This window comes from Falsiroseomonas sp. (assembly GCF_030695085.1).
Classification (GTDB): Bacteria; Pseudomonadota; Alphaproteobacteria; order Acetobacterales; family Acetobacteraceae; genus Falsiroseomonas.
Genome location: NZ_JAUYTS010000235.1, coordinates 19,858 through 45,015, shown reverse-complemented (window position 1 = coordinate 45,015; position 25,158 = coordinate 19,858). Strand labels below are relative to the sequence as shown.

The window sequence follows — 25,158 nt, the reverse complement described above, 5'->3', positions numbered from 1 at the left end:
CGGACGGGCGCGCCACGTCACCGCGGGGCGAGCAGCTTCCAGATGCCGGTGGCCGCGATCACGGTGGTATCCCCCGCCCGCAGCGTGCCGCGCACGAAGACTACGCTGCGGGTCTGCCTTGTGATCTCGCCCGCGCCCACCAGGAACATCCCCGGCATGGCGGCGGCCAGGTAGTGCAGGTCGAGCTGGATGGTGGCCAGGTTCATACCGCCCCCGGTCGCGGCGCGGACCATCAGCCCCAGGCTGTGGTCCATGAAGGTGGCGAGAATTCCGCCATGGATCACGCCGCGGCCATTGGCGTGGTCCGCCCGGGCCTGGAAGCCGTATTCGGCGCCGCGCTGCCATAGCGGGTTGGCGGTCTCCGGCAGGCCGGAGGGGGTGACGATGTGCCAGCCATGTTCGGCCGGGTCGAAATCAGGGTTCTGCATCGGCTCAGTCTTCCGCGGATTCCCGCTTCGCGCCATCCAGCAGCGCCGCGCGCCTTGCCTCCGCCGCACGGTCCGCCAGCTTCTCCGCCCTGGTGCGGCCGTGCTTCACGCGGTTGGCGGCGGCCTCGGCCTCCGCCTGCCGCTTCGCCTGCGCCTTGCGCGCATGGTTGAGGTTGACGAGCTTGCCCATACGGGAACACTAACGCGCGAAACCTGCGCGGGAAACGTCATGCAGATCGAGCTGAATGCCGCCGATGGCCACCGCCTGAACGCCTACCGCGCCGGCCCGCCGGACGCCAAGCGCGCCCTGGTGGTGGTGCAGGAGATTTTCGGCGTGAACCGCCACATGCGCCATGTCTGCGATGCCTTCGCAGCCCAGGGCTACGCGGTGATCTGCCCGGCCCTGTTCGACCGCGTCGAGCGCGGCGTCGAGCTGGGCTACGCGGCGGAGGATGTGGCCCGTGGCCGCGACCTGCGTGCCAAGGTGGATGAGAAGGGCACGATGCTGGATATCGAGGCCGCCGCCGCCGCGCTGCCGGGCAGCGCCGCGCGCGGCATCGTCGGCTATTGCTGGGGCGGCACCATCGCCTGGTGGGGCGCGACCCGCAGCACCAGTTTCAAGGCGGCCTGCGGCTGGTATGGCGGCGGCATCGCCGGCACCCGCACCGAAACCCCGTCCTGCCCCGTGCAACTGCATTTCGGCGAGGTCGATGCCTCCATCCCGATGACCGATGTCGATCTGATCCGCCAGGCGCAGCCGGGCGTCGAGATCTTCGTCTACAAGGGCGCCGGCCACGGCTTCGGCTGCGAGGAGCGCGGGTCCTACAAGCCGGCCGATGCCGATGTGGCGCAGGCCCGGACGCTCGCCTTCTTCGCCAAGCATCTGGGGGGCTGACGCCATGCTCGGCTACTACATCACCTCCGGCATCTGCCTGGGCTTGCTGGTCATGATCCCGATCTGGAGCCCGAATGGCGCGCAGCCGGCCTATCCCTTCTGGGTGATCCTGCTGCTGGCGCTGATCGTCCTCATCGTCCCGGTCGTGCTGCGCCGCCGCAAGCGGGAGGGCGCGGCCCAGGCCGGCGATCTGGCCGTGCGGCTGGAGGAAGTGAAGGACTGATCCGTCGGGGCCGCATCCGCGGCCTCGGCCATCGCCGATGGCCGCAGCCTGCGGCCGGTCACGGCGCGCGCCGCCGCAGCACCGCCGCGGCGGCGGCCGGCGCGGTGCCAAGCAGGCCGAGCAGCAGCGCCAGCGGCAGCGCGGCCGCGGCGCCGACATGGCTGAATCCCAGCGCGCCCAGCACACCGCCGCCGATGAAGGCGCCGAGCATCGCCGACAGCAGCCGCAGCTTGGCACGGTCCGCCCTGACGCGCGGCGCATCGCCCCGGTTTTCCAAGGCCCGGTTCCAATAGGCCAGCTTGCCGAGTTCGATGCCGATATCCGTGACGATGCCGGTCACATGCGTGGTCCGCAGCCGGGCGCCGGAGACCTTGGTGATGGTGGCGTTCTGCAACCCCATGATGAAGCACAGCACCGGCACCCCGACCGCCGCCGCATAGGGGCTTGCCCCCACCACCATGCCCGCCACACCCAACCCCGCGAGAACCACCCCTTCCAGCAGCAGGGGCAGGGCGTATTGCCGCCGCCTGTCGTTTCGCCGGCCCCAGTTGATCAGCCAGGCGGAGCTTGCGGCGCCGGCCGTGAAGCTGAACAGCGCGACCAGCCCGGCGCCCACCAGCACCCAGGCGCCAAGCGCGGCGAAATCCGCGATGGCGGAGACGATGCCCGACATGTGCGAGGTGTAGTGCCCGACGGCGAAGAAGCCGCCGGCATTGATGGCACCGGCGATGAAGGCCAGCGCCAGTGCCAGGTTGCGGTCCCCATCCTCGCTGCGCTGACGCGCCACCAGGCGGTGGGCGAACAGGATCGCGGGGGCCATCGGAGGCAGCAGTCGGGCCGGCATCAGCCCGTTGCCGGCCTCTGCCGCGTGGAAGGTGTCGCGCGGGACATGGAGCGATACGCCGTGCGGTGAGGCCGCCGAACCTACGCGCCGGCTTCCGATGCGGCAACCGCGCGGGCTTCGCACGGAACCTTTGGCGTAACGGTGCGTCTTTGGCAGCAGCACCAGCCAGGAAGCGGCCCAGCCAGCATGCACAAGGCCATTCCACCCATTCTCGCCGTCGCCCTGCTGTCGGCCGGCGCCATAGCCGCGATTTCCCTGGAATGGGGCAGCGGCCCCGCCGTGACGCCGGAAGTGGCGCAGCCCGGCCAGGCGAGCCGCACGCCGGAGGAGGCCGCGATCGCCGCATTGCGCGCGCATCTGGGCGGCCAGGGTGGCGAGACGCTGACCGCCATCCAGACCTATCCGCTGGAGGAGCCTGGCGCCTTCGCGGTCTGCGCCCGGATGGGCGGGCCGTCCGGGCCGGATGTGGTGGCGCGGGTGATCCCGGCGCTCGGCATCCTGCCCGGGGCGGGCGGGCGGCAGCCGGAGCGGGACCTGGCCCGCAGTTCACGCAGCATGGTGGTGATGGAGGATGGCCCCGGCCTCTGGCGCGGCGGCGCGCCGGGCCTGCCGAGGCAGCGCTACTGCCAGGCCGTTCCATCCGCCGCGACGGCGTCGGCCGCCGGATCCCTGGCCGTCCACGTGACAACCCCACCGGCCCGCAGCGCGGCCGAGGATCTCGCCCCGGTCCCGGGCCAGGTTCCGGTCCCGGTCCCGTCCCCGGTCCCGGCCCAGGCCACTGCCACCACGGCCGATCCGGGCGGGGCCGGCGGCAGTGTCACCGTGCTCAGCCCCGTGCGGGTGCGCGCGGCGCCGAGCGGCCAGTCGGAGATCCTGTGGGTCGCCGAACGTGGCCGGGCCTTTACCGTGCATGGCCATGCGCCCGGCGGCTGGGTGCAGATCGGCGATGCGGGGGCACCGGCCGGCTGGGTGCATTCCAGCCTGCTGGATTCCGACATGTAGGTGGCCAGTGTCCTGCGGGCGCCCTCAGCCCCGCAGCACCCGCCCGGCCACCGCATCCAGCTTCGCCAGCAGGGCGGGGTCGCGCATCTCGGGTGCCGTGATCAGCGCATGTTCCAGCGCCCGGTCGCAGCCGGCGGGGCAGGGGCCGCGCGGCGCGCCGAGGCGCGGCACCACATCGGCAACCAGGCCGCGCGCCTTGTCGGCGTTGCCGAACAGCACCTTCACCACCTGGTCCACCGTCACCGCCTCATGGTCCGGGTGCCAGCAGTCGAAATCCGTCACCATGGCAACGGTCGCGTAGCAAAGCTCGGCCTCCCGCGCCAATTTGGCCTCCGGCATGTTGGTCATGCCGATCACGGAGCAGCCCCAGCTCCGGTACAGCAGGCTTTCCGCCTTGGTGGAGAATTGCGGGCCTTCCATGACCATGTAGGTGCCGCCGCGGGTCACCGGCAGGCCAAGCTTTTCCGCCGAGGCCTGCAGCGCATCGCCGAGCCGCGGGCAGACCGGGTGGGCGACGGAGACATGGCCGACGCAGCCGGTCTCGAAGAAGGATTTCTCCCGCGCGAAGGTGCGGTCGATGAACTGGTCGACGATGACGAAATGCCCCGGCGGCAGCTCCTCCTTCAACGAACCCACGGCCGAGAGGGAGATGATCTCGGTGCAGCCGGCGCGCTTCATCGCATCGATATTGGCGCGGTAGTTCAGACGGGAGGGCGGCGTCGGGTGGCCGCGGCCATGGCGCGGCAGGAAGCGCACCGGCACGCCGGCCAGCGTGCCATGCAGGATCGCGTCGGAAGGCTCACCCCAGGGGCTGGCGACGCGCTTCCATTCGCGGCCCTCGAGGCCCGGAATGTCATACAGGCCGGAGCCGCCGATCAGGCCGATGACGGGGGTGACGGTTTCGGCGAGAGGTTCGGACATGGGGAAGGCTCCTCGGTGCGCGGGGCTTCTACAATGGGATGCGCGCGGCTTGAAGCGCTGCCGCAAACAGCGAAAAGGGCCGCCCCCCTGCGGGAGCGGCCCTTGTGCAAACCGGCCGGGAGGCTGGCTTCAGTGCTTCACGTCGGCCCAGACCTTCCGCTTCACGGCGTAGGTCAGGCCGCCGAGGACGATCAGGAACAGCATCATCTTGATGCCCATGGCGCGGCGCTGCTCCGTCTCCGGCTCCGCCGCCCAGGCGAGGAAGGTGGTCACGTCGCGGGCCATCTGGTCCACCGTCGCCGCGGTGCCATCGGCGTATTCCACCTGGTCCGGGTTCAGGACGTTGGGCATGGCGATCTGGTGGCCGGGGAAGTAGGCGTTGTAGTGCATGCCATCCGCCAACGCGAAGCCGGGCGGCGGGTCGACATAGCCGGTCAGCAGCGCATGCAGGTAGTTGGCGCCGTTGGCGCGCGCCTTGGTGATGGTCGACAGGTCCGGCGGATAGGCGCCGTTGTTCGCCGCACGCGCCGCCAGTTCATTGGCGAAGGGGCGGCGGAAGCGGTCGGACAGGCGGGCCGGGCGGTCGAACATCTCGCCCATGTCGTTCGGGCCGTCCCGCACTTCCACCGATGCCGCGATGGCGCGGACCTGGTCCTCGCTCAGCCCGATCTCGGTCAGGTTGCGGTAGGACAGGTGGTACATGCCGTGGCAGGCGGCGCAGACTTCCTTGTACACCTGCAGGCCGCGCTGGGCGGCGCCGCGGTCGAAGGTGCCGAAGAAGCCGGCGAAGCTGAAGCCGGCATTCGGCAGCGGGATGGCTTCCCCGGCCGCCTGGGCCGGGGTGGGCAGGGTCGCGCCGAGGGTCGTGGCGGCGCCCAGTACCAGGGCGCCGATCAGGTTGCGGAAGCCCCGCTTGACGTCACGCATCAGGCTTTCTCCATCGGCTTCGCCGCGGCGCCCGCCAGGACCGGTCCGCCACCGCGGAGGACAGGCATGGCGATGCTCTCGGGCAGCGACAACGGCCGTTCGAGGCGGCCAAGCAGGGGCAGGATGACCAGGAAGTAGGCGAAGTAGTAGGCCGTCGCGATGCGGGAGATGGTCACATACGGCTCATCCGCCGGCTTGGCGCCGGCCCACATCAGCACGAAGAAGGACACCAGCCACAGATACAGCGACCACTTCGCCACCGGGCGGAACCGCATGGAGCGCACCGGGGAGGTATCCAGCCAGGGCAGCACGAACAGCACGGCGATGGAGCCGAACATCAGCAGCACGCCGCCCAGCTTGTCCGGCACCGCGCGCAGGATCGCGTAGAAGGGCAGGAAGTACCATTCCGGGACGATGTGCGCGGGCGTCACCAGCGGGTTCGCCGGGATGTAGTTGTCCGCATGGCCGAGGTAGTTCGGCATGAAGAACACCAGGAAGGCGAAGACGATGAAGTACACCACCAGGCCGACGCTGTCCTTCGCCGTGTAGTACGGGTGGAAGGGCAGGGTATCCTGCGGGCCCTTCGGGTCGATGCCCAGCGGGTTGTTGGAGCCGGTGATGTGCAGCGCCGCCACATGCAGGAACACCACGCCGGCGATCATGAAGGGCAGCAGGTAGTGCAGGCTGAAGAAGCGGTTCAGCGTCGGGTTGTCCACCGAGAAGCCGCCCCACAGCCAGATCACGATGCTCTCACCCACCAGCGGGATGGCGGAGAACAGGTTGGTGATCACGGTGGCGCCCCAGAAGGACATCTGGCCCCAGGGCAGCACGTAGCCCATGAAGGCGGTGGCCATCATCAGCAGGAAGATGACAACGCCCAGGATCCACAGCAGCTCCCGCGGTGCCTTGTAGGACCCGTAGTACATGCCGCGCCAGATATGGATGAACACCACGATGAAGAACATCGAGGCGCCGTTCATGTGCACGTAGCGGATCAGCCAGCCATAGTTCACGTCGCGCATGATGCGCTCGACGCTGTCGAAGGCGTGGGCGGTGTGCGGCGTGTAGTTCATGGAAAGGAACACGCCGGTCGCGATCATGATCATCAGCGTGACCATGGCGAGGGCGCCGAAATTCCAGAAGTAGTTGAAGTTCCGGGGCGTCGGGAACGTCCCGTATTCCTTCTGCATCATGGTGAACACCGGCAGGCGCTGGTCGACCCAGCGAAGCACGGGGTTCTGGATGGTGCTGTCGTGAAGGCCGATGGCCATCTTGCCTGGCTCCCCAGTGGATGCCGAAGGGCGGGCGCGGAGGATACCGCGCCCAGGCGCCTTCAGCCGATCCGGATTTGCGTGTCAGATGTAAAGGTGTAGTCCGGAACCGGAAGGTTCAGCGGCGCGGGACCGATGCGAATTCGTCCCGAGGTATCGTAGTGGCTGCCATGGCAGGGGCAGAACCAGCCATCGAAATTGCCCTTCGCATCCGTCGGCCGCTGCCCGAGCGGGACGCAACCGAGATGGGTGCAGACGCCGACCACCACCAGCCACTGATCCCGCTGCACCCGGGACTGGTCCGGCGCAGGGTCCTTCAGTTCCGAAAGCGGCGTGGCGCGCGCGGCCTGGATGTCCTCCGCCGTGCGGTGGCGCACGAAGACCGGCTTGCCGCGCCAAACCACGGTGACCGCCTGGCCGACCGCGATCGGCGACAGGTCGACTTCCGTGGAGGCCAGCGCCAGCACGTCCCGCGCCGGGTTCATCGAGCTGATGAACGGCCACACCACCGCGCCCACGCCAACCGCTGCGAAGGCGGCTGTCGTCAGCGTCAGGAAATCGCGCCGCGTCTCGCCTTCCGCGGCGCCGCCATGCGAACCGTGGGGCGCGCCATGTGGTGCCCCGGCGGGCCCACCAGAGGTCACCCCTGGGGGCACCATTGTTTCGGCCATCTCGTCGTCCTTCTCCGCCTGCCGCCTGCGGGGCCTGCCGACCGGCTGGACCCCGACCGGCCTGACCCGCTGTCCAGGGCACCATGCCGGTCCATCCTGGGGACCCGCCGGGCGACCCGCATCGCCGCGAAACATCCGCACCAAACCGGGCTGTCGGGTGGCTCCTCGCTTGCGCGATGGGTGCCGGGGACCTCCACTGCCGGAATTGACGCTGCGCCGCATATAAAGGGTGGGTTGTGGCGGTGTCCATCCGCTGTCGTGCCTGAATTCTTGGGCGCAGCCCGCCGGGGAGCATCCTGGGCCCGGAAGGGTCGCCATCCGGTTAAGCCCCTGCCAATCTTGCGCCGGCGCGCGCCCCGCCAGGGGGCGTCCATCCGAGGAAAGTCCTGCCATGCCTGAAACGCCCGCCCAGCCCCCCAGCCATCCGATGGTCGAGCCTGCCCGCGCCTGGTTCGAAAGCCTGCGGGACCGGATCTGCGCGGCGTTCGAGGCGATCGAGGATGAACTGGCCTCCGGCCCGCATGCCGGCCTGCCCGCGGGCCGCTTCGTCCGCACGCCCTGGACCCGCCCGGAAGGCGGCGGCGGCACCATGGCGGTGATGAAGGGACGGGTGTTCGAGAAGGTGGGGGTCAACGTCTCCACCGTCTTCGGCGAATTCTCCCCTGACTTCCGCAAGCAGATCCCGGGGGCGGAGGAAGACCCGCGCTTCCTCGCCACCGGCATCAGCCTGGTGGCGCACCAGCGCAGCCCGCGCGTGCCGGCGGTGCACATGAACACCCGCTTCATCCTGACCACCAAGGCCTGGTTCGGCGGCGGCGGCGACATCACGCCGATGGACCATGCGGCGCCCCACAGCATCGAGGACGCCGCCCACTTCCACGCCGCCTACAAGGCGGCCTGCGACCGCCACGACCCGACCTACTACCCGCGCTTCAAGCAGTGGTGCGACGAGTACTTCTTCCTGCCGCACCGGAACGAACCGCGCGGCCTCGGCGGCATCTTCTACGATTGGCTGGGCGACCGCACGCCGGGCCATGGCGTGGAGGCGGATTTCGCCTTCACCAAGGATGTCGGCCTGGCGTTCCTGGAGGCCTATCCCGGTATCGTCCGCCACCGCATGCATGAGCCCTGGACCGAGGCCGAGCGCGCCCACCAGCTGATGCGCCGCGGCCGCTATGTGGAATTCAACCTGCTGTATGACCGCGGCACCATCTTCGGGCTGAAGACCGGCGGCAATGTCGAGGCCATTCTGATGTCGCTGCCGCCGGAGACGGGTTGGCCCTGAAGGCCTGGCCCCGGCGCGCCTCCTCTGGCTGCAAAGAGTTGCTCGACAGCACGCCTGGCGTGTCGGCAATCTGGGTACCAGAGGGGCCGCAGGAAGGCCCGCTCCAGGAGGCTCCGATGGTCGAGCTCACTGTGAACGGCGCGTCCCCGCCAGGTGGATGTGGACGGTGGTATCCCGGTGTTCCGGGTGCTGCGGGACAGGTTGTGCAGCGCGCCGCCAAGCAAGGACCGGGACAGGCTAACAAACGCCAAGTTACCGGATTACGCGCCGGCAACCTTGATGCGGCCGCGTACGTTACCAAATTTACATCCAAATGGAGGATCGACTCGCATGGCCATGACTCGCAGGGAAGAACAGCGCCTTCTGTCGCATGAGGAGGCGACGATGGTGGCACCGAGCCATCATCCGGAGCTGGGCCAGCTTTCGGCCGATGACCTGCGGGCCCTGGCGGAGCGGATTCGTGCCCAGCAGCGCCGCGCCCGCGACCTGGTGCGGGAAGCCCAGCGCGCCCGCCGCGGCAAGGGCGAAGCGCGCGGCGCGGCGAATGCGGCCGAGCGGCTTTCTGAGAAGAAGCAGGTCTTCGCCGCCGCGCTGCGCCGGGTGAATGCCCAGTTCGCGCGGGCCGAGGATGCCCGCAAGCAGACCCGCGCCGCGCAGGGCCTGCGCCAGGCGCTGGAACGCCGCCGCGCGGCGCGCCCGCATCACCCGCAGCCCGGCCGCACGGCCGGCAATGGCATGCGCGACACCAGCCATACGCAAGCGCATCCGGGTCCGGACCCGCGCGCCATCGGCAGCATTTCGCAGGCCACGCGGAACAACCAGGCGCGCCGCGACGGGTGAGTGGTAGCGGCGGCGGCAAGCTGCCGGTATCCTGCGCCTCGCCTACCACGTCCAGGAGACACCAATAATGACCATCAGCCGCCGCGCCCTTCTGGGCACGACGCTCGGCGCGCCCTTCGCCGCCACCCTGCTGCCGCTCGCAAGCCCCGCTCTGGCGCAGGTGCAGTGGCCGAGCCGGCCGGTTCGCGTGATCGTGCCGTGGCCCCCGGGCGGGTCCACCGACGTGCTCGCGCGGCTGCTGTCGGAGCAGCTGTCCCAGAAGCTCGGCCAGCCCTTCGTGGTGGAGAACCGGCCTGGCGCCGGCGGCAATATCGGCCACGACGCCATCGCCAAGAGCAACCCGGATGGCCACACCATGGGCCCGGTGACGGTGGGCGGCTGGTCGATCAACCAGTATCTGTATGCCCGCCTGCCCTATGACCCGGAGAAGGACATCCAGCCGATCTCCATGCATTGGGAACTGCCCAATGTGCTGGCGGTGCCCGCGGCGCATATTCCCGCAACCAACCTGCGGGACTTCGTGACCTGGGCCAAGGCGAAGCAGGGCGGGGTGAATTATGGCTCGCCGGGGGTCGGCACCACGCCGCATCTCTCGGGCGCCATGTTCACCAGCCGCCTGGGAATCAACGCCGTGCATGTGCCGTTCCGCGGCGCGGCGCAGACCATTCCGGCGCTGCTGGGCGGCGATATCGACTTCGCACTGGACAACCTGGCCTCCTACGTCCCGACCATCGCCGGCGGCCAGATGCGGGCGCTGGCGGTGACCAGCGCGGAACGTTGGCCGACCCTGCCGGATGTGCCGACCATGGCGGAAGCTGGGGTGCCGGATTTCGTCGTCACCTCCTGGTGCGCCATGGCCTTCCCGGCCGGTGTGCCGGCCGCCATCACGCAGCGCGCGGCCGCGGCGATCAAGGAAGTGTCCGAGACGCCTGCGATGCAGGAGCGCTTCCTGCGTACCGGCGCCCGCGCCCTGTACGGCACGCCCGAGGAAGCCGCCGCCCGTGCGGCGCGCGAGCGGCCGATGTGGCGCGAGGTGGTGCAGCTTTCGGGCGCACGCCTGGAATAGCTTTGGTTCCAGCGGCCTTGCGGCCGGGCGCGCTGCCGATCGGCAGCGCGCCTTTTTTATGTCCGATGCGGCCAGGGCTGCGAAGCCGACATGACCGGTCGCTGGACAACCTTCACACTTTCCACTTTGCAATGCGTGGCCCATGTGGCAGGGACGTTATCCCCTGGGAGTAGCCCCCCTACGGGCAAGCAATGCGTGAGGACTGGAATGTATCGGCGCGACTGGACTGACATCATCGGGGGGCTGCTGCTCCTGGTCTTCGGCGTGTGGTTCCTCTGGCACGCGCAGACCTATTACAATCTGGGTGAGATGCGCCGCATGGGTCCTGGGGCCTTCCCGGCCGGCCTCGGGGTATTGATGGCCATTTTCGGTTTGCTGATCATGATTCCGGCCTGGTTTCGCCCAGGCGATTTGCCAGTTCCCGCCATCCGGCCGCTGATCTGCATCATCGGCGGCGGGCTGGGCTTCGCCCTTGTCGTCGAGCCGTACGGCCTGGTGCCGGCGACCTTCGCGGTGGTCTGCATCTCCGCCCTGGCGGAGCGTGAACTGAGGCCGGTCCGAACCTTTATCCTGGCCGTGGCGCTTGCCATCATGGCCGTCACCGTCTTCTCGAAGGGCCTGGGCATTCCCGTGCCCGCCTTCCGCTGGGGGAGCTACTGAGCATGGACACCCTTGGCATGCTCGGGATGGGGTTCCTCGTCGCCCTGTCCCCGGAAAACCTGTTCTACTGCTTCCTCGGCGTCTTCCTCGGCACCTTCATCGGGGTGCTGCCGGGCATCGGGTCGCTGGCCACCATCTCGATGCTGCTGCCGCTGACCTTCCATGTGCCGGCGACCACCGCGATCATCATGCTGGCGGGCATCTACTATGGCGCCTCCTATGGTGGCTCCACCGCCTCGATCCTGCTGAACTTACCAGGAACACCATCAGCCGCGGTGGCCTGTCTGGATGGCTACCCGATGGCGAAGCAGGGACGCGCCGGTGTGGCGCTGTTCATGACCACCATCGCCTCCTTCGTCGGCGCCAGCCTCGGCATCGTCATCCTGACGCTGTTCGCGCCGGGCCTGGCGGAAGTCGCGCTGTCCTTCGGACCGGCTGACTACTTCGCCATGATGCTGCTGGGCCTCGTCGCGGCGGCGACGCTGACGCAGGGCTCGCCGGCCAAGGGCATCGCCATGGTGCTGTTCGGCCTGTGCCTCGGCATGGTCGGCACCGATGTGCAGACCGGCCAGCAGCGCTTCACCTTCGACATCCCCTATCTGTCGGATGGCGTCAGCCTGGTGGCGATCGCCATGGGCATCTTCGGCGTGGCGGAGGTGATCGGCTCCATCGGCCGGGTCACCAACCGGGAAGTCACCTCTCAGAAGATCACCATGCGGTCGATGATGCCGACCAAGGCCGATTGGAAGGCCTCGTGGAAGCCGATGCTGCGTGGCACCGGCGTCGGCAGCTTCTTCGGCGCGCTGCCGGGCGCGGGTGGCACCATCGCCTCCTTCATGTCCTACGCGGTGGAGAAGAAGGTCGCGAAGGATCCGTCCCGCTTCGGCAAGGGCGCGATCGAGGGCATCGCCGCACCGGAATCGGCCAACAACGCCGCCGCCCAGACCGCCTTCATCCCCACGCTGACCCTCGGCATCCCGGGTGACTCGGTGATGGCGCTGATGCTCGGCGCGCTGATCATCCAGGGCATCCAGCCCGGTCCGCGGCTGATGACGGAATACCCGGAACTGTTCTGGGGCCTGATCGCCAGCTTCTGGCTCGGCAACATCATGCTGCTGGTGCTGAACATCCCGCTGATCGGCCTGTGGGTGGCGATGCTGCGGATTCCCTATTCCATCCTGTACCCGGCCATCCTGCTGTTCATCTGCATCGGCGTGTTCAGCATCAACAACAGCCATTTCGACGTGCTGGTGGTGATGTTCTTCGGCGTCCTCGGCTACATCATGATCAAGCTGAAGTTCGAGCCGGCACCCTTGCTGCTGGGCTTCATCCTCGGCCCGCTGATGGAGGAACACCTGCGGCGCGCCATGCTGCTGTCGCGCGGCGACCTCGCCGTGTTCTGGGAGCGGCCGATCAGCGCCGGCTTCCTGAGCGTCACCGCGGTGCTGCTGTTGTTCGCGATCTATGCCACCATCCGCGGCCGCAACGTTGCCGCGGCGCTGCGGCGGTCGGCGGCCAACAACCCGCCGGCGGGGGCCTGAACCGGTAGATGGAAGCCTTCACGGCATCGGTGATCGCATGGGCCGAGGCCCATGCGGCCTGGGCGCCGCTGATCGCCTTCGGCATCGCCTTCATCGAATCCCTGCCGCTGATCGGCATCTTCCTGCCCGGCTCCGCCCTGTTGCTGGGGCTCGGGCTGCTGATCGGCACCGGGGTGGTGCCGGCCTGGCCGGTGCTGCTGGCCACTATCCTGGGCGCGGTGGTGGGGGATGCGCTGGGCTTCTGGCTTTCCCGCTGGCTGGGTCCCGGCTTCGTGCGGACCCATCTGCCGCGCCGGCACCGGCGCATGTATGGGCGCGGCGTGCTGGCCTTCCGCAAATGGGGCATCTGGGCGGTCTTCGTCTCCCGCTTCATCAGCCCCTTGCGGGCCGTCGCGCCGATCATCGCCGGCGTGTCTCGCATGCGGGAATGGCGCTTCCAGGTGGCCAATGTCACCTCCGCGCTGATCTGGGCGCCCATCCTGCTGCTGCCCGGCACCCTTGCCGGGTATCTGGCGACGGTGCTGGATGACCGGGGCGATACGCTGCTGCTGGTGGGCCTGGTGCTGGCCGTGCTGGCCGTCTGGTGGGGGCTGCGGGCCTACTGGAACCGGGCGACCGCGCCGCAATAGGGCATTACGGTTCGGACGCGATCCAGCTTGGCGTCTGGCCTTCGGGGCGCGCAGCGGCCATATCGGGGCGGTGAACCTATTCTCCTCTGCCGGGCGCCGCGCCGCCTGGATCAACAGCCTGCTGGTGGACCACGCCGCGTTGCGCATTCCCTGGCGCAATTGGGGGGTGGTGGAGGCCGGGCGGCTGTACCGGTCGAACCACCCGCTGCCCTGGCAGCTGGATGCCGCCAAGCGCCGCTTCGGCCTGCGCGCCGTCATCAACCTGCGCGGCCACCGCCAGGATTGCGGCAGCGATGCGCTGGCACGGGCACGGGCCGGGGAGCTTGGTCTGATCCATGCCGATGCACCTTTCGAAAGCCGCGGCGCACCGCATAAGGACCGCATCCTGCGCCTGGTGGATCTGCTGGCGGAGGTGCCGGAGCCACTGCTCATCCACTGCAAATCCGGTGCCGACCGCACCGGCCTGATCGCCGGCATCTGGCTGCTGCTGCAGGGCCGCCCGGTGGAGGCGGCGCTGGATCAGCTGCACTGGCGCTTCGGCCATGTCTCGGCCAGCCGCACCGGCATCCTGGACGCCTTCTTCCGTGACTATGCCGCCTTCCAGGCCAAGCACGGCCCGAAGCCGTTCCTCGACTGGCTGCGCCAGGATTATGACGAGGCCGCGCTTCGCGCCGCCTTCCAGAGCCGCCCCTGGGCGGACCGGCTGGTGGATGGGGTGCTGCGGCGGGAATAGCGGCGCCGGGCTACGCCTCGGCCGCCGCAAAATCCTCCAGCGCCGTGACACCGCCCTTGGCCAGCACCGGAATGGCGCGCGCGATCCGCGCCGCCGGCCAGTCCCACCAGGCCAGCGCCACCAGCCGCGCGGCGTCTTCCTCGGCAAAGCGCCGCCGCCGCACCACCGCCGGGTTGCCCGCGGCCACGGCGTAATCCGGCACATCCCGCGTCACCACCGCCCGTGCGCCGATCACCGCGCCATGGCCGATGCGCACGCCGGGCATCACCAGCGCCTCCATCCCCAACCAGATGTCATGGCCGAGCACCGTGTCGCCGGATTCCCGCCACGGGTAGTCCGCCAGCGGCAGCGCGCTGGCGAAGGCGCCGCCCATGATGCCGAAGGGATAGGTGCTGGGGCCGGCCATCGCGTGCATCGCATCCGGCATCATGAAGCGCACGCCGGTGGCCAGGGCGCAGAATTTGCCGATCTCCAGCCGCGCGCCGCTGGCCTGGAAATTGTAGATCACGTTGCGCCGGAAGAAGTCCTTCGCGTGCAGTGGGTCGTCGTAATAGGTGAAGTCGCCGACGGCGCAGTTGGTGATGCCGGGCATGGTGGCCAGCAGCGGCTTCAGGAAGACGATGCGCGGCTTGTTCGGCACCGGGTGTAGCGCATCCGGGTCCGGCAGCGCCGCCGCTTCGGCCTTGGATCTCATGCCGCGAACGATCCTTTGCAGTTTCTCAAGCGGCGAAGGCCTGGGTCCGTACCAGCCGGGCATAGAGGCCATCGGCCGTCATCAGCTCCGCATGGTTGCCCTGTTCCACGGCGCGCCCGCCCTCCATCACCACGATCAGATCGGCATCCCGCACCGTGGACAGGCGATGCGCGATCACCAGCGTGGTGCGGCCCTGCCGCAGCCGGGCCAGCGCCTGTTGTACCAGCGCCTCATTCTCCGCATCCAGCGCGCTGGTCGCCTCATCCAGCAGCAGCACGCGCGGGTTGCGCAGCAGGGCGCGGGCGAGCGAGACGCGCTGGCGCTGGCCGCCGGAAAGCCGCGACCCCTGGGTGCCGAGCGGCGTCGCATAGCCCTGCGGTAGCGCCGCCAGGAAGTCATGCGCCGCCGCCGCGCGGGCCGCATCCTCCACCTGTCCGGGCGTGGCGCCAGGGCGGCCGCAGGCGATATTGGCGAAGGCCGTGTCGTCGAACAGCGTGGCGTCCTGGCCGACATAGGCGATGGCATCGCGCAGGCTGGTCAGCGTCACGTCCCGGATATCCGCGCCATCGATCACGATGCGCCCCGCCGTCACCTCATACAGCCGCGGCACCAGCGCCAGCGCGGTGGATTTCCCGGCGCCGGAGGGGCCGACCAGCGCCACGGTCCGGCCGGGCGCGGCGGCGAAGGACAGGCCCGACAGGGCGGCGTCCGGCACGCCATCATAGGCGAAGCCCACCGCCTCGAAGGCCACGCGGCCCTCGCCGGCCGGCAGCGGGCCGGCGCCGGGACGGTCGGTGATGCTGGGCGCCTCGTCGATACTCGCAAAACTGCGGGACAGGCCGGCGAGGCCCTCCTGCAACGCCGCGTTCAGATTGCCCAGCGCGCGCGCCGGCTGTGCGGCGATCAGCAGCGCCGCGACGAATCCCGTGAAATCGCCGATGGTGCCGAGGCCGGTCGAAACCCGCCAGCCGACGAAGCCGAGCACGGCGGCCACTGCGATGCCGCCCATCGCCTCCAGCACTGGGTCCAGCCGGGCGCGGGACCGGGCGATGGCCAATTGGCTGTCGCGCAGCCGCTCAAACGCCTGGGCGGCTCGGGCTTCCTCGGCGTCCTCCAGCCGGAAGGCGCGGACCACGCGGGCGGCGGCGAAGCTCTCGACCAGCAGGGCCGAGGTCTCGCCCACCCGGTCCTGCATGCCCGAAGACGCACGGCGGATGCGCTTGCCGATGCGGAGGATCGGCACGGCGGCGATCGGGTACAGAAGCGAGGCCAGCAGCGCCATCTGCCAGTCGATCCACAGCATGGAGCCCACCAGCCCGAGCACGGTCAGCACATCCGCGATGCCGCTCAGCGACTTCGACAAGGCCTCCCGGATCAGCGCCGCATCGGTGGTGAAGCGGGCGGCGTGGCGGGCCGGCGCGTCGCGGGCGACGGCGGCGAGGTCGGCGCGGGTCAGGGCGGTGAACAACTGCCGCTGCAACCCGGCGATCACGCCGAGCACCACGGATTGGGTGGCCAGCGCCTTGCCATACATGGTCAGCGCCCGGGCCAGCGTGACGGCGATGATCAGCGGCGGCAGGATCCAGACCACCCCGGCCTCGCCGGCGGCGAACAGGTTGAAGGCACGCTGGATCACCAGCGGGTACAGTGCCGTGGTCGCCGCCACCCCCACCGTGCAGATCGCGGCCAGCGCCAGGGCGCGCGGATGGTGGCGCACATGCTCGCGCCACAGGCGGCGGATCAGCGGCAGGGAGGCAGCATCGAAGGCAGGGCGGGCCATCCGCGCCGTGTAGAGCAGGGATGGGCGGAGGGCGAGGGGTCGTCAGGCCCCGCCGGACTTCCCGAGGCGCCGCGCGGCTTCGGCCAGCAGCGCATCCCGGTCCGCCTGGCAATCCCCGGCCAGCCACCAGGTCCGCAGCGTGCCGAGCAGGCTGCCGAGGCCAGGCCCGGGCGGCAGGCCCAGCGCCATCAGGTCGCGGCCGAGCAGCGGGAATTCCGGCTCCGCATCGCCCGGCGTCACAAGCTGGCGCAGCGCATCCCAGCCATCGGCGCCCCCGTCTTGCCCCCACTGGCGCGCCTGGGCCACCCAGAGCGGCTCCGCCGGCGCCACCTGGTGCGTGGCGGCATGCAGCCGTGCCCGCCAGGCGCGCAGCGGAAAGCCGGCGGCGCTGGCCGGCGTGGGCGGGTCGGGCGGCCGGTGCAGCAGCGCCAGCCGTGCCCGTTCCTCACCCGACAGGCGCAGCCGGGTGGCCAGCGCGCCGCACTCCGCATCCTCCGCCAGCAGCACCGCCAGGCGCAGCAGCGGGTCCGTGGGCAAGCCAAGCGGGATCATCCGCCGCAGCCTTTCCGGCACCGTGCCTTCCGGCAGCACCGCATCCAGCAGCCCGCACGCCGCCATCAGCGCCAGGGAGCCGGAGGGGTCGGGCGCCGGCAGCAGCCGCTTCAGCTCCATCCAGATGCGCTCCGGCGCGATGCGGGCGCGGAATCCCGGTACCGCATCGGCAATCGCGGCCAGCGCGGCCGGGTCCGGCGCCCCTTGCCCGTAGCGCGCCCAGAAGCGGAAGAAGCGCAGCGCGCGCAGATAATCCTCCGCCAGCCGGGTCGCCGCATCGCCCACGAAACGCACCCGGCCAGCCGCGAGGTCGGCGCGGCCGTCGAAATAATCCCAGAGGTTGCCCTCGGCATCCATCGACATGGCGTTGAACGAAAAATCGCGCCGCGACGCATCCTCCCGCCAATCGGTGGTCCAGGCGACCTCCGCATGGCGGCCATCGGTCACCAGGTCGCGGCGCAGCGCGGTGACCTCCACCGGCTGGCGGCGCAGCACGGCGGTGACGGTGCCATGCGCGAGGCCGGTCTCGAACACCTTCAGCCCGGCGGCGCGCAGCCTTTCAGAAATGGAGTCCGGCGGCAGGGGCGCGGCCACATCCACATCATGCACCGGGCGGCCCGCGAGGGCGTCCCGCACGCAGCCGCCCACCGCCCGCGCCCCGGGCAGCGCGGCCAGCACGGCGGCCGGCGCGGCCTCGGCCAGGAAGGCGGGCGGCGGGATGCGGTCCTGCGGCGGGTCGTTCACCCGGCCGTCCACCGGGCCATCCACGGGGCCGTCCACCGTGCCGCCCACCGGGCCGTTCACGGGGCCGTTCACGGGGCCGGTTCAAGCCGGCTGGGCAGCACCCGCCCATCCGGGCCGAGGCTGGGCGGGGTGTAGATGCCGCCGGTGATGTCCTGCTGGTTCAGCCGGACCCACAGCGCGGCCCCGGCGCCGATCACCACGACAATGCCGAGAGCCAGAAGCTGCGCGCGGGAGGGTCGCCAACCCGGTGGGCCAAGCCAGAGCCAGAGCAGCCAGGCGAGGAGCGGCAGCAGGAGCAGAAGAATGGCCATGCCGCCACCTTACCGCAGGCGCGGCCGCGCGGGCAGTGCGGAGGTCCGCCGCTTAATTACCCATTCTCAGTCCATCGAAATCGACAGCGGCGCCGCCACCCGGGTCCAGCGCTCCAGATCCGCCTGCAGCAGCGCGCCGAATGCCTCGGCCCCCGCGCCATTCGGCACCGCGCCGAGTGCCGCCAGCCGGGTCTTCACCAGATCCGAGTCCAGCGCCGCGGTAAATTCCGCGCGCCAGCGTTCCACCGCCGCCGGCGGGGTGCCGGCCGGGGCGACCAGGCCGGTCCAGATCGAGGCCTCGAAATCCGCCACGCCGCCTTCGATCAGCGTCGGCACCTCCGCCACCGCGGGGAAGCGGGTCCGCGACGTCACCCCCACCACCCGCAACTGCCCGCCGGAAAAGCCGAGCACGGAGGGGACGGAGACGAACATCATGGCGATGCGCCCGGCCATCAGGTCATTCAGGGCGGCGGCGGCGCCGCGATAGGGCACATGCTCCAGGTTCAGCCGCTCCCGCGCCTTCAGATCCTCCATGATCAGGTGGGTGTTGGTGCCGATGCCGGTGCTGGCATAGGGCAGGGGCTGCGGCGCCCGGCGTGCCATCTCCAGCAGCCCGGCGAGGTCCTGCACCGGCAGGTTGGGCGCGGCGATCAGCGCCACCGGGCTGTCGGAGATGTGCAGGATCGGCGCGAAATCGGCGATCGGGTCATAGGGCAGGCGCCGGCCGATGGCCTTGGCGATGGTAAGCTGCCCGGCGGTGGCCAGCAGCAGCGTCGTGCCATCCGGCGCGGCGCGCGCCACCGCCTCCGCCCCCAGCAGCCCGCCCGCGCCGCCGCGGTTCTCCACCACCACATTCTGCCCGACCGTGGCGCCGACGGCCTGGGCAAACAGGCGGCCGAGCACGTCCTGGCTGCCGCCCGGCGCGAAGGGCACCACCAGCCGCACCGGCCGGTCCGGCGCCCAATTCTGCGCGGCGGCGGGACGGGTCACGCTGGGCAGCGCCAGGGCTGGCAGCGCCAGGGCGCTGGCGAGCAGCAGGCGGCGGGTCGGGCGGGGGGCCGGCATGGCATGCATCTCCTGGAACCACGAAAGCCTGCCGCGACGGCGCGAACAGGGCAAGCGCAGCCCTAGCGGCCGACGCCGTCGCGCAGCGCGGTGGTGAGATCGAGCCCGGCCAGCGCGGACAGCAGCGCATTGTCCCGCAGGTCGCGCGCCCACAGCGTCTCCAGCACCGTGACCACCGCCTCCGTCTGCGGCATGGCCACGCCGCGGCGAGCGGCGAGCCACAGATAGAAGGACAGGCCGAAGGGCACATCCTCCGTCACATAGCGCGTCTCCATCTGCGCCGGGCCGTTCACGCTGCGGCCGCTGGCGGCGATCGCCAGGCCCATCTCATGCAGCGGGGCGCGGGGCACGCCGCTGGCCCGGTGCAGCGATTCGGCCAGGGACATCACCTGCAGCCCGCAGGAATCGGCCAGCGCGTCACGCTCCGCCTGCAGGGCCTGCATCAGCCGGCCGGAGGCCTCGGTCATCAGCTCATATTGCGGCCAGGCCTCGGCGCGCTCGATCCGGGTGACATTGGCCAGCGCCAGCACCGCATGGATGATCGGGTTGGCATTGGCCAGCGCGGGGTGCAGCACATCCGGCGCCACCGGGCAGGCATGGCCGAACAGCGCGGTGGCACAGGCCGCGATCTGCGGGGCCGCGGCGGCGGGAATGGCGGCGACATCGACGGCGGCGCGGATCGCGGGAATCCGCACCCGCCCCGGCGCCAGGCGGCGCGCCGTGGTGGGGGTGGTGGCCAGCCCGCCCACCGGGGCGCGCGGGCCGAGCGCCGCGCGCAGCGCCTCGAAGGCCAGGGGCGACAGCGCGGCGGCGGGAGCGATCAGCAATGGCATATTGGGCGGGATGGCGGCAGCGAGGCGCGGCAGCAGCGCCGCATGGGCATAGGCTGGCACCGCCAGCAGCGCGACCTCCGCCCCCTCCAGCGCCGCCTCCAGCGTGGCGGCGACGCGCAGCGGGAAGCGGCCCACCAGCGCGCCCTCCGCCTCGATATGGTCGGTCATGCCGGAAGTGCCCTGGCCGGAGGGCGACCACAGTGCGACGTCATGCGCGCGGGAGGCGGCAAGGGCGGCGGAGGCCGGGCCGATGGCGCCGGCGCCGAGGATGGCGACCTTCATGCCCGGTCCTGCTCTGCGCGCACCGGCCATTCATCGCCCTGCAATTCGGGCGTCTCATAGGCCTGCAGGTTCATGAAGTGCTGTTCCTTGTCCTCGACGAAGAAGGCGCGGGCGATGAAGCGGGCCAGCCGCTTGGCGCCGGCGCTGACGGCCGGGATATCGCCCGAGAGCTTCCCGTGGCTCAGCGTCGCCGGGTAGTTGAAGCAATGCAGCCGGGCCAGCGCCGGGCAGGTGCCGGGCTGGCGTTCCTGGAAGGCGAAGCCGGGGTCGAGGTCGGGCGAGGTCGCCAGTTCCTCATTTGGCCGCGCCGCCTGGAAGCGGTCGCCCCAGAGGCGGATATGCGGCGCGAAATGCGCCAGTTCCGGCCGCCCCGCCACATCGACGCGGAAGCCGGTACCGAAGATCAGGAAGTCGAGTTCGAAGGCACCCTGCGGCGTCTCCAGCCGGATCACGCCATCCCGGGCCGAGAGCGCCCGGATCGGGCTGCCCAGATGCAGATGGGCGTGCGGGAAGCGGGAGACGCGCAGCGTGGAATCGCGCGGCGGCGGGGTCTGCGCGCTCAGCACCAGGTCGAGGAAGCGCCATTTCCAGTCATCCGGCAGCCCCGCGAAACCATGCACCACGCCGGGGCTGCCGATGCCGGTGAATTTGTTCACCCGCGGAAGCTCCATCCGGCGCACGAACATGTCGAGCCGCCCGCAACCCGCCTCCAGCGCCGCCGCCGCATTGTCCATGGCAGAGGCGCCGGCGCCGACCACGCCCACCCGCCTGCCGGCCAGCGCGGCGAAATCGATCATGTCCCGCGAATGGGCGCGCAGTTCGGGGGGCAGATTTTGCGCGATCTCCGGCAGCCAGGGGCCGCCCAATCCATCCCGCCCTGTCGCCAGCACCACGCGCCGCGCCAGGATGCGGCCGGCGCTGGTCTCCAGCGCGAACAGATCCCCGGCCGCCGGACGTATATCGGAGACGGCGACCCCGTTCTCCACCGCGATGCCCATCACCTGGCGGTACCAGATCAGGTAATCCATCCACATGCCGCGCGGAATTTTGCCAAGCGCCTCGAAGGCGGCGGCGCCGTGCTGGTGTTCGAACCAGGCCCGGAAGGTCAGCGCGGGCAGGTCCAGCGCCGGGCCGGCGAGGGTCTTGGTGGAACGCAGCGTTTCCATCCGGGCGAAGGTGACCCAGGGTCCCTCCTGGCCCGCGGGCGCGCGGTCCAGCACCCGGATATTCGCGATGCCGAGCAGGCGCAGCGCGGCGGCCACGGCCAGGCCGCACATGCCGGCGCCGATGATCACGACATCGGCTACCTCCTGCCCATCCTGCCGCCGCGGCGGGACCCAGGGCTTCGCGGGCATTTCCAGCCAGGCGAGGTCCTGGCGCAGCCGCGCTTCGAGCGCAGCGAGTCCCAGGGGGGCGGAGATGGGAGGGGTGGAGAAGGAATCCAGCATGGGCAGGGCCTGAAACGAGGAGGATCTTCTCCCTAGAGCATTATCATGCCCGGCGGACCCACCCGAATCAGCCGCGCAGCACCCGGGACAGGTTCACCAGGATGGTGGCGGTGGCGCCCCAGACCAGATGTTCCGCATGCGGCCAGACCCAGTAATCCCGCATCCGCCCGCGCCATTCGGTGCGGCGGCGGGTTGGCGCGGTGGCGTCGAAGAGCAGCGCCAGCGGCAATTCGAACACCGTCTGCACTTCGGAGGGATCGGGCGTGAACACCACCGGCGGGTCCAGGAAGGCGACAACGGGCGTCACGCGGTAGCCGGTGCCGGTCATGTGATCGGGCAAAGTGGCGGCGATCACCGGCAGGCGCGGGTCGAGCCCCACCTCCTCCGCCGCTTCGCGCAGCGCCGCCTGTTCCGCGGTCTCGCCGGGCTCGATGCGACCGCCCGGGAAGGCGACCTGGCCGGCATGGGCCGAAAGCCGGGCGGAGCGCAGGGTCAGCAACACGCCCGGGCCGGTCTCATGCCAGATGATCGGCACCAGCACGGCGGCCGGCACCGGGCCGCCGGGGCGCTCCGGCGGGTCTTCCGAATCGTCGAAGGCGGTGGCACCGGCGCGGGACAGGAAGGCGGGGTCGGACAGCCGCGCGGCGATGTCCTGACGCGAAGGCAGCGTGCGGAAGGGTAGCAGCAAGGTCACTCGGCCGCCGGAACCCCGGCAGTGCGATCCCCGTTGCGGGCCCCATTGCGAACCGGGGCGCCACGGCCGCGGCGGGCGGGCGGAGGCTCCACGGCCAGCACCGGCACGTCGTCGATCGGGAAGAACACGCCCTGCGACCAGACGCCGAGCTTGGCGCGGCCATCCACCTCCTCCTGCTCCGCCAGCGCCACCAGTTCGTAGAAGACGGCGCGGTTGATGCGGGCCTCAAGCCCCGGGCGGACGGTGATGTAGGGGCGCGGCTCCCGCGTGCGGGGGTCGATGGTGACGCGGATCGGGTGGTCCTGATCGGCGGTGACCATCTCATCGAGGTTGGTGCGGAAGGTCAGGCACTGGCGCGGTTCGGCGGCGGGAACGCCGGCGGGCACGAAGGGGTCGGCGCAGCTGCGCCACCACATCTCGACGGCGACGAAGGGGGCGTCCTCCACCTCGATCCGGCCGCGTTCCACCGGGGTTTCCAGCCAGAAACTGCCGTCTTCCTCCCGCTTCAGGACGGAGGCGAAAAGGCAGACCAGCTCCTTCCGGCCGATGATGCTGCCTTTGTAGAACCAGCTTCCGTCACGCGCGATCCGCATGGAGAAGTCGCCACATTCGGTCCTGAGCGCCGGCATGCGGCCGGCGCCCGGCTTGGCCGAAGCCTGTTTCTCGGCCCCGTCTTTCGTGGATCGGGCCGGGCGCGCGGGGGGGTGACCCTGCATCGCACCGTTACCCATCCCTTCGGCTCGTGCTTCGCTCATCGATAAATTCCGCACCTGTGACCGTGGGCACACGCCGCGGCCCCTGGGCCGACGACCGATCCGCCCCGGTTCCTTCTCCGCCGCCCCGCGTGTCACCGATCTCGCGATTGATGCACTGCGATGTGGCATCCGGGATGGGTGGAGTGGATACTCGACCCATATCGGACCTGACGCATATAGGGAGCCTGACCCGCATGGTGGAAGTGGCGGACAGCGCGGAGGCGGAATCTCTGCTGAAGGAGGCCGATTTCCTGGCCTCGCGGCTGGCGCGAGTGCGCGAAGGTGTCGGCCGTGTCATCTTTGGCCAGGAACAGGTGGTGGAGCGCACGCTTATCACCCTGCTCTCCGGCGGCCATCTGCTGCTGGTCGGCGTGCCGGGTCTCGGCAAGACCAAGCTGGTGGAGACGCTGGGCACGGTGCTCGGCCTCGATGCCCGCCGGGTGCAGTTCACGCCGGATCTCATGCCGTCGGACATCCTGGGCAGCGAGGTGCTGGAGGAGGATGTGCATGGCAAGCGGTCCTTCCGCTTCATCAAGGGGCCGGTTTTCTGCCAGTTGCTGATGGCGGACGAGATCAACCGCGCCAGCCCGCGCACCCAATCCGCGCTGCTGCAGGCGATGCAGGAGCAGAAGGTGGCCATCGCCGGGGAGGTGCACGCCCTGCCGGCGCCCTTCCATGTGCTGGCGACGCAGAACCCGATCGAGCAGGAGGGCACCTACCCGCTGCCCGAAGCCCAGCTCGACCGCTTCCTGCTGGAGATCGACGTCACCTACCCCGACCTCGCCGCGGAGCGCGCCATGCTGCTGGCGACGACCGGCGCGAAGGAGGCGAAGGCGGTGCCGGCGATGACGGGGGCGGAACTCGCCGCCGCGCAATTGCTGATCCGCCGCCTGCCGGTGGGCGAGCAGGTGCTGGAGGCGATCCTCCGCCTGGTTCGCAGCGCCCGGCCCGAAACCACGGAGATCGAGGCGGTGCGGCGCCACCTGGCCTATGGCCCCGGTCCCCGCGCGGCGCAGGCGCTGATGCTGGCAACCCGGGCGCGGGCGGTGCTCGAAGGCCGGCTTTCGCCTAGCCTCGAGGATGTTCACGCGCTGGTGGAGCCGGTGCTGCGCCACCGCATGGCGCTGAACTTTGCCGCGCGCGCCGATGGCGTGCATCTGGGCGAGGTTCTGGACGTGCTGAAGGCGCAGCTTGGTTAGCCCGGCGCGCCTCAGTGTTCCCTGGGCCGAGCAGCTCGGCGCCCGGCTGCCGCCGCTGCTGGTGCAGGCGGAGCGTGTGGCGGCGACGGTGATGCCCGGCGTGCATGGCCGCCGCCGCTCCGGCCCCGGGGAGGCGTTCTGGCAATTCCGGCCCTATGTCGCGGGCGACCAGGCCAGCCGCATCGATTGGCGGCAATCCGGCAAGTCGGACCGGCTGTTCATCCGTGAGACCGAATGGGAATCGGCACAGACCGTGGCGCTGTGGCGCGCCGCCGATCCCGGCATGGCCTGGCGCAGCGGCCGCGAATTGCCGACCAAGGCGGACCGCGCCGATCTGCTGCTGCTGGCGCTGGCGGCGCTACTGCTGCGCGGCGGCGAACGGGTGCGGCTGTTCGGCCTGCCCCGCCCCTATGCCGGCCGCGGCGCGCTGCCGCAGATTGCCGATGGCCTGAGCAGCATGGCGCCGAAGCCGGAGGATGCGCGGCTGGCGCGGCATGCGCGGGCGGTTCTGCTGGGGGATTTCTGGGACCCGCTGGAAGACACCCGCCGGTTGATCTCCCGCCTCGCCGGCCAGGGGGTGCGCGGCCATCTCCTGCAGGTGATCGACCCGGCGGAGGAAACCCTGCCCTATGCCGGGCGTATCCGCTTCGAATCGGTGCTGCCCGGCGCCCCCGGCACGCTGGTGCCGCGCGTGGAATCGGTGCGCGAGGTCTATGCGGAACGTGTGGCCCGCCACCGGCAGGGCCTGGCCGCCCTGGCCTCCGCCGCGGGCTGGACCATGGCGACGCACCGCACGGACCAGCCGCCGGAAGCCGCCCTGCTCGCCTTGCACCAGCGTCTCGCACCAGCATGAGGACACCAGGAT

Annotated in this window: 28 protein-coding genes; 12 read left to right on the top strand and 16 right to left on the bottom strand. The window is 70.5% G+C overall.

The annotated features are described in order from the left end of the window. Window positions 1–17 precede the first annotated feature (17 nt). Both Q8S40_RS24725 and Q8S40_RS24720 read right to left on the bottom strand, forming a co-directional pair. Window positions 18–428 (bottom strand): PaaI family thioesterase, encoded by a 411-nt coding sequence (locus Q8S40_RS24725; protein WP_304811178.1) that lies wholly within the window; start codon window positions 426–428, stop codon window positions 18–20. A gap of 4 nt (window positions 429–432) precedes the next feature. Further along, window positions 433–618, bottom strand: coding sequence for a DUF4169 family protein (locus Q8S40_RS24720; RefSeq protein ID WP_304811176.1), 186 nt, complete (start codon window positions 616–618; stop codon window positions 433–435). 39 nt (window positions 619–657) lie between these two features. Between Q8S40_RS24720 and Q8S40_RS24715 the strand changes: the two genes are divergently transcribed. Next, window positions 658–1,323, top strand: a complete 666-nt coding sequence (locus Q8S40_RS24715) for a dienelactone hydrolase family protein (protein ID WP_305672535.1) — start codon at window positions 658–660, stop codon at window positions 1,321–1,323. 4 nt (window positions 1,324–1,327) lie between these two features. After that, the gene (locus tag Q8S40_RS24710; protein WP_304811172.1) at window positions 1,328–1,546 is read left to right on the top strand and encodes a hypothetical protein; all 219 of its coding nucleotides are present in this window, start codon (window positions 1,328–1,330) and stop codon (window positions 1,544–1,546) included. A gap of 58 nt (window positions 1,547–1,604) precedes the next feature. Here Q8S40_RS24710 and Q8S40_RS24705 read toward each other — a convergent pair whose 3' ends face one another. Next, on the bottom strand, window positions 1,605–2,366 hold the full coding sequence (locus tag Q8S40_RS24705; protein WP_305672534.1) for a YoaK family protein: 762 nt from the start codon (window positions 2,364–2,366) through the stop codon (window positions 1,605–1,607). A gap of 210 nt (window positions 2,367–2,576) precedes the next feature. On the opposite strand from Q8S40_RS24705, the gene Q8S40_RS24700 reads away from it, so the two are divergent. Further along, the gene (locus tag Q8S40_RS24700; protein WP_305672533.1) at window positions 2,577–3,392 is read left to right on the top strand and encodes an SH3 domain-containing protein; all 816 of its coding nucleotides are present in this window, start codon (window positions 2,577–2,579) and stop codon (window positions 3,390–3,392) included. A 24-nt stretch (window positions 3,393–3,416) separates the two neighbouring features. Here Q8S40_RS24700 and Q8S40_RS24695 read toward each other — a convergent pair whose 3' ends face one another. The 4 genes from Q8S40_RS24695 to petA form a co-directional block, all read right to left on the bottom strand. After that, window positions 3,417–4,313 carry an S-methyl-5'-thioadenosine phosphorylase gene (locus Q8S40_RS24695; protein ID WP_305672532.1) on the bottom strand — a complete coding sequence of 299 codons (897 nt, stop codon included), beginning with the start codon at window positions 4,311–4,313 and terminating at the stop codon, window positions 3,417–3,419. 129 nt (window positions 4,314–4,442) lie between these two features. Continuing rightward, window positions 4,443–5,240 (bottom strand): cytochrome c1, encoded by a 798-nt coding sequence (locus Q8S40_RS24690; protein WP_305672531.1) that lies wholly within the window; start codon window positions 5,238–5,240, stop codon window positions 4,443–4,445. After that, entirely contained in the window at window positions 5,240–6,511 is a 1,272-nt protein-coding gene (locus Q8S40_RS24685) for a cytochrome b/b6 (protein WP_304813254.1), read from the bottom strand. The genes Q8S40_RS24690 and Q8S40_RS24685 overlap by 1 nt, the downstream gene beginning before the upstream one ends. A gap of 62 nt (window positions 6,512–6,573) precedes the next feature. Then, a complete protein-coding gene (petA, locus tag Q8S40_RS24680) occupies window positions 6,574–7,182 on the bottom strand; it encodes a ubiquinol-cytochrome c reductase iron-sulfur subunit (RefSeq protein ID WP_304813252.1) in 609 nt (202 codons plus the stop codon). 391 nt (window positions 7,183–7,573) lie between these two features. Here petA and hemF point away from each other — a divergent pair, with 391 nt between their 5' ends. From hemF to Q8S40_RS24645, 7 genes are all read left to right on the top strand, one after another. After that, window positions 7,574–8,467: an oxygen-dependent coproporphyrinogen oxidase gene (gene hemF, locus Q8S40_RS24675; RefSeq protein ID WP_305672530.1), complete on the top strand. Its 894-nt coding sequence runs from the start codon at window positions 7,574–7,576 to the stop codon at window positions 8,465–8,467. 330 nt (window positions 8,468–8,797) lie between these two features. Next, window positions 8,798–9,307, top strand: a complete 510-nt coding sequence (locus tag Q8S40_RS24670; protein ID WP_305672529.1) for a hypothetical protein — start codon at window positions 8,798–8,800, stop codon at window positions 9,305–9,307. Between the two features lie 67 nt (window positions 9,308–9,374). After that, window positions 9,375–10,373, top strand: a complete 999-nt coding sequence (locus Q8S40_RS24665; protein ID WP_305672528.1) for a tripartite tricarboxylate transporter substrate binding protein — start codon at window positions 9,375–9,377, stop codon at window positions 10,371–10,373. A gap of 207 nt (window positions 10,374–10,580) precedes the next feature. After that, window positions 10,581–11,033 carry a tripartite tricarboxylate transporter TctB family protein gene (locus Q8S40_RS24660; protein WP_304813246.1) on the top strand — a complete coding sequence of 151 codons (453 nt, stop codon included), beginning with the start codon at window positions 10,581–10,583 and terminating at the stop codon, window positions 11,031–11,033. Between the two features lie 2 nt (window positions 11,034–11,035). Next, a complete protein-coding gene (locus Q8S40_RS24655) occupies window positions 11,036–12,574 on the top strand; it encodes a tripartite tricarboxylate transporter permease (protein ID WP_305672527.1) in 1,539 nt (512 codons plus the stop codon). A gap of 8 nt (window positions 12,575–12,582) precedes the next feature. After that, complete coding sequence (locus Q8S40_RS24650) at window positions 12,583–13,203, top strand: DedA family protein (protein WP_305672526.1); 621 nt, start codon at window positions 12,583–12,585, stop codon at window positions 13,201–13,203. 70 nt (window positions 13,204–13,273) lie between these two features. Further along, on the top strand, window positions 13,274–13,936 hold the full coding sequence (locus Q8S40_RS24645; RefSeq protein ID WP_371136883.1) for a tyrosine-protein phosphatase: 663 nt from the start codon (window positions 13,274–13,276) through the stop codon (window positions 13,934–13,936). Window positions 13,937–13,946: 10 nt separating this feature from the next. On the opposite strand, the gene Q8S40_RS24640 is transcribed toward Q8S40_RS24645, so the two are convergent. The 9 genes from Q8S40_RS24640 to Q8S40_RS24600 form a co-directional block, all read right to left on the bottom strand. After that, complete coding sequence (locus Q8S40_RS24640) at window positions 13,947–14,630, bottom strand: CatB-related O-acetyltransferase (RefSeq protein ID WP_305672525.1); 684 nt, start codon at window positions 14,628–14,630, stop codon at window positions 13,947–13,949. 25 nt (window positions 14,631–14,655) lie between these two features. Further along, on the bottom strand, window positions 14,656–16,410 hold the full coding sequence (locus tag Q8S40_RS24635; protein WP_305672524.1) for an ABC transporter ATP-binding protein: 1,755 nt from the start codon (window positions 16,408–16,410) through the stop codon (window positions 14,656–14,658). Window positions 16,411–16,452: 42 nt separating this feature from the next. Continuing rightward, window positions 16,453–17,778, bottom strand: a complete 1,326-nt coding sequence (locus Q8S40_RS24630; protein ID WP_305672523.1) for a CCA tRNA nucleotidyltransferase — start codon at window positions 17,776–17,778, stop codon at window positions 16,453–16,455. Next, window positions 17,775–18,017, bottom strand: coding sequence for a hypothetical protein (locus Q8S40_RS24625; RefSeq protein WP_304813235.1), 243 nt, complete (start codon window positions 18,015–18,017; stop codon window positions 17,775–17,777). Before Q8S40_RS24625 ends, Q8S40_RS24630 begins: the two co-directional genes overlap by 4 nt. 66 nt (window positions 18,018–18,083) lie before the next feature. Further along, window positions 18,084–19,082, bottom strand: a complete 999-nt coding sequence (locus tag Q8S40_RS24620) for a tripartite tricarboxylate transporter substrate binding protein (protein ID WP_305672522.1) — start codon at window positions 19,080–19,082, stop codon at window positions 18,084–18,086. A 62-nt stretch (window positions 19,083–19,144) separates the two neighbouring features. Continuing rightward, a complete protein-coding gene (locus Q8S40_RS24615; protein WP_305672521.1) occupies window positions 19,145–20,197 on the bottom strand; it encodes an NAD/NADP-dependent octopine/nopaline dehydrogenase family protein in 1,053 nt (350 codons plus the stop codon). After that, entirely contained in the window at window positions 20,194–21,645 is a 1,452-nt protein-coding gene (locus Q8S40_RS24610; RefSeq protein ID WP_305672520.1) for an NAD(P)-binding domain-containing protein, read from the bottom strand. Before Q8S40_RS24610 ends, Q8S40_RS24615 begins: the two co-directional genes overlap by 4 nt. A 67-nt stretch (window positions 21,646–21,712) precedes the next feature. Further along, a complete protein-coding gene (locus tag Q8S40_RS24605) occupies window positions 21,713–22,339 on the bottom strand; it encodes a CoA pyrophosphatase (protein ID WP_305672519.1) in 627 nt (208 codons plus the stop codon). After that, entirely contained in the window at window positions 22,336–22,968 is a 633-nt protein-coding gene (locus Q8S40_RS24600; protein ID WP_304813229.1) for a DUF1285 domain-containing protein, read from the bottom strand. Before Q8S40_RS24600 ends, Q8S40_RS24605 begins: the two co-directional genes overlap by 4 nt. A 293-nt stretch (window positions 22,969–23,261) precedes the next feature. On the opposite strand from Q8S40_RS24600, the gene Q8S40_RS24595 reads away from it, so the two are divergent. Further along, window positions 23,262–24,293 carry an AAA family ATPase gene (locus Q8S40_RS24595; RefSeq protein WP_370690803.1) on the top strand — a complete coding sequence of 344 codons (1,032 nt, stop codon included), beginning with the start codon at window positions 23,262–23,264 and terminating at the stop codon, window positions 24,291–24,293. After that, entirely contained in the window at window positions 24,286–25,146 is an 861-nt protein-coding gene (locus Q8S40_RS24590) for a DUF58 domain-containing protein (RefSeq protein ID WP_305672518.1), read from the top strand. Before Q8S40_RS24595 ends, Q8S40_RS24590 begins: the two co-directional genes overlap by 8 nt. Window positions 25,147–25,158 lie beyond the last annotated feature (12 nt).

What these genes read in the sequence shown, in the direction of transcription:
- Q8S40_RS24725 (WP_304811178.1), bottom strand. Translation starts at nt 428, where the DNA reads ATGCAGAACCCTGATTTCGACCCGGCCGAACATGGCTGGCACATCGTC.
- Q8S40_RS24720 (WP_304811176.1), bottom strand. Translation starts at nt 618, where the DNA reads ATGGGCAAGCTCGTCAACCTCAACCATGCGCGCAAGGCGCAGGCGAAG.
- Q8S40_RS24715 (WP_305672535.1), top strand. Translation starts at nt 658, where the DNA reads ATGCAGATCGAGCTGAATGCCGCCGATGGCCACCGCCTGAACGCCTAC.
- Q8S40_RS24710 (WP_304811172.1), top strand. Translation starts at nt 1,328, where the DNA reads ATGCTCGGCTACTACATCACCTCCGGCATCTGCCTGGGCTTGCTGGTC.
- Q8S40_RS24705 (WP_305672534.1), bottom strand. Translation starts at nt 2,366, where the DNA reads ATGGCCCCCGCGATCCTGTTCGCCCACCGCCTGGTGGCGCGTCAGCGC.
- Q8S40_RS24700 (WP_305672533.1), top strand. Translation starts at nt 2,577, where the DNA reads ATGCACAAGGCCATTCCACCCATTCTCGCCGTCGCCCTGCTGTCGGCC.
- Q8S40_RS24695 (WP_305672532.1), bottom strand. Translation starts at nt 4,313, where the DNA reads ATGTCCGAACCTCTCGCCGAAACCGTCACCCCCGTCATCGGCCTGATC.
- Q8S40_RS24690 (WP_305672531.1), bottom strand. Translation starts at nt 5,240, where the DNA reads ATGCGTGACGTCAAGCGGGGCTTCCGCAACCTGATCGGCGCCCTGGTA.
- Q8S40_RS24685 (WP_304813254.1), bottom strand. Translation starts at nt 6,511, where the DNA reads ATGGCCATCGGCCTTCACGACAGCACCATCCAGAACCCCGTGCTTCGC.
- petA (WP_304813252.1), bottom strand. Translation starts at nt 7,182, where the DNA reads ATGGCCGAAACAATGGTGCCCCCAGGGGTGACCTCTGGTGGGCCCGCC.
- hemF (WP_305672530.1), top strand. Translation starts at nt 7,574, where the DNA reads ATGCCTGAAACGCCCGCCCAGCCCCCCAGCCATCCGATGGTCGAGCCT.
- Q8S40_RS24670 (WP_305672529.1), top strand. Translation starts at nt 8,798, where the DNA reads ATGGCCATGACTCGCAGGGAAGAACAGCGCCTTCTGTCGCATGAGGAG.
- Q8S40_RS24665 (WP_305672528.1), top strand. Translation starts at nt 9,375, where the DNA reads ATGACCATCAGCCGCCGCGCCCTTCTGGGCACGACGCTCGGCGCGCCC.
- Q8S40_RS24660 (WP_304813246.1), top strand. Translation starts at nt 10,581, where the DNA reads ATGTATCGGCGCGACTGGACTGACATCATCGGGGGGCTGCTGCTCCTG.
- Q8S40_RS24655 (WP_305672527.1), top strand. Translation starts at nt 11,036, where the DNA reads ATGGACACCCTTGGCATGCTCGGGATGGGGTTCCTCGTCGCCCTGTCC.
- Q8S40_RS24650 (WP_305672526.1), top strand. Translation starts at nt 12,583, where the DNA reads ATGGAAGCCTTCACGGCATCGGTGATCGCATGGGCCGAGGCCCATGCG.
- Q8S40_RS24640 (WP_305672525.1), bottom strand. Translation starts at nt 14,630, where the DNA reads ATGAGATCCAAGGCCGAAGCGGCGGCGCTGCCGGACCCGGATGCGCTA.
- Q8S40_RS24635 (WP_305672524.1), bottom strand. Translation starts at nt 16,410, where the DNA reads ATGGCCCGCCCTGCCTTCGATGCTGCCTCCCTGCCGCTGATCCGCCGC.
- Q8S40_RS24625 (WP_304813235.1), bottom strand. Translation starts at nt 18,017, where the DNA reads ATGGCCATTCTTCTGCTCCTGCTGCCGCTCCTCGCCTGGCTGCTCTGG.
- Q8S40_RS24620 (WP_305672522.1), bottom strand. Translation starts at nt 19,082, where the DNA reads ATGCCGGCCCCCCGCCCGACCCGCCGCCTGCTGCTCGCCAGCGCCCTG.
- Q8S40_RS24615 (WP_305672521.1), bottom strand. Translation starts at nt 20,197, where the DNA reads ATGAAGGTCGCCATCCTCGGCGCCGGCGCCATCGGCCCGGCCTCCGCC.
- Q8S40_RS24610 (WP_305672520.1), bottom strand. Translation starts at nt 21,645, where the DNA reads ATGCTGGATTCCTTCTCCACCCCTCCCATCTCCGCCCCCCTGGGACTC.
- Q8S40_RS24600 (WP_304813229.1), bottom strand. Translation starts at nt 22,968, where the DNA reads ATGCCGGCGCTCAGGACCGAATGTGGCGACTTCTCCATGCGGATCGCG.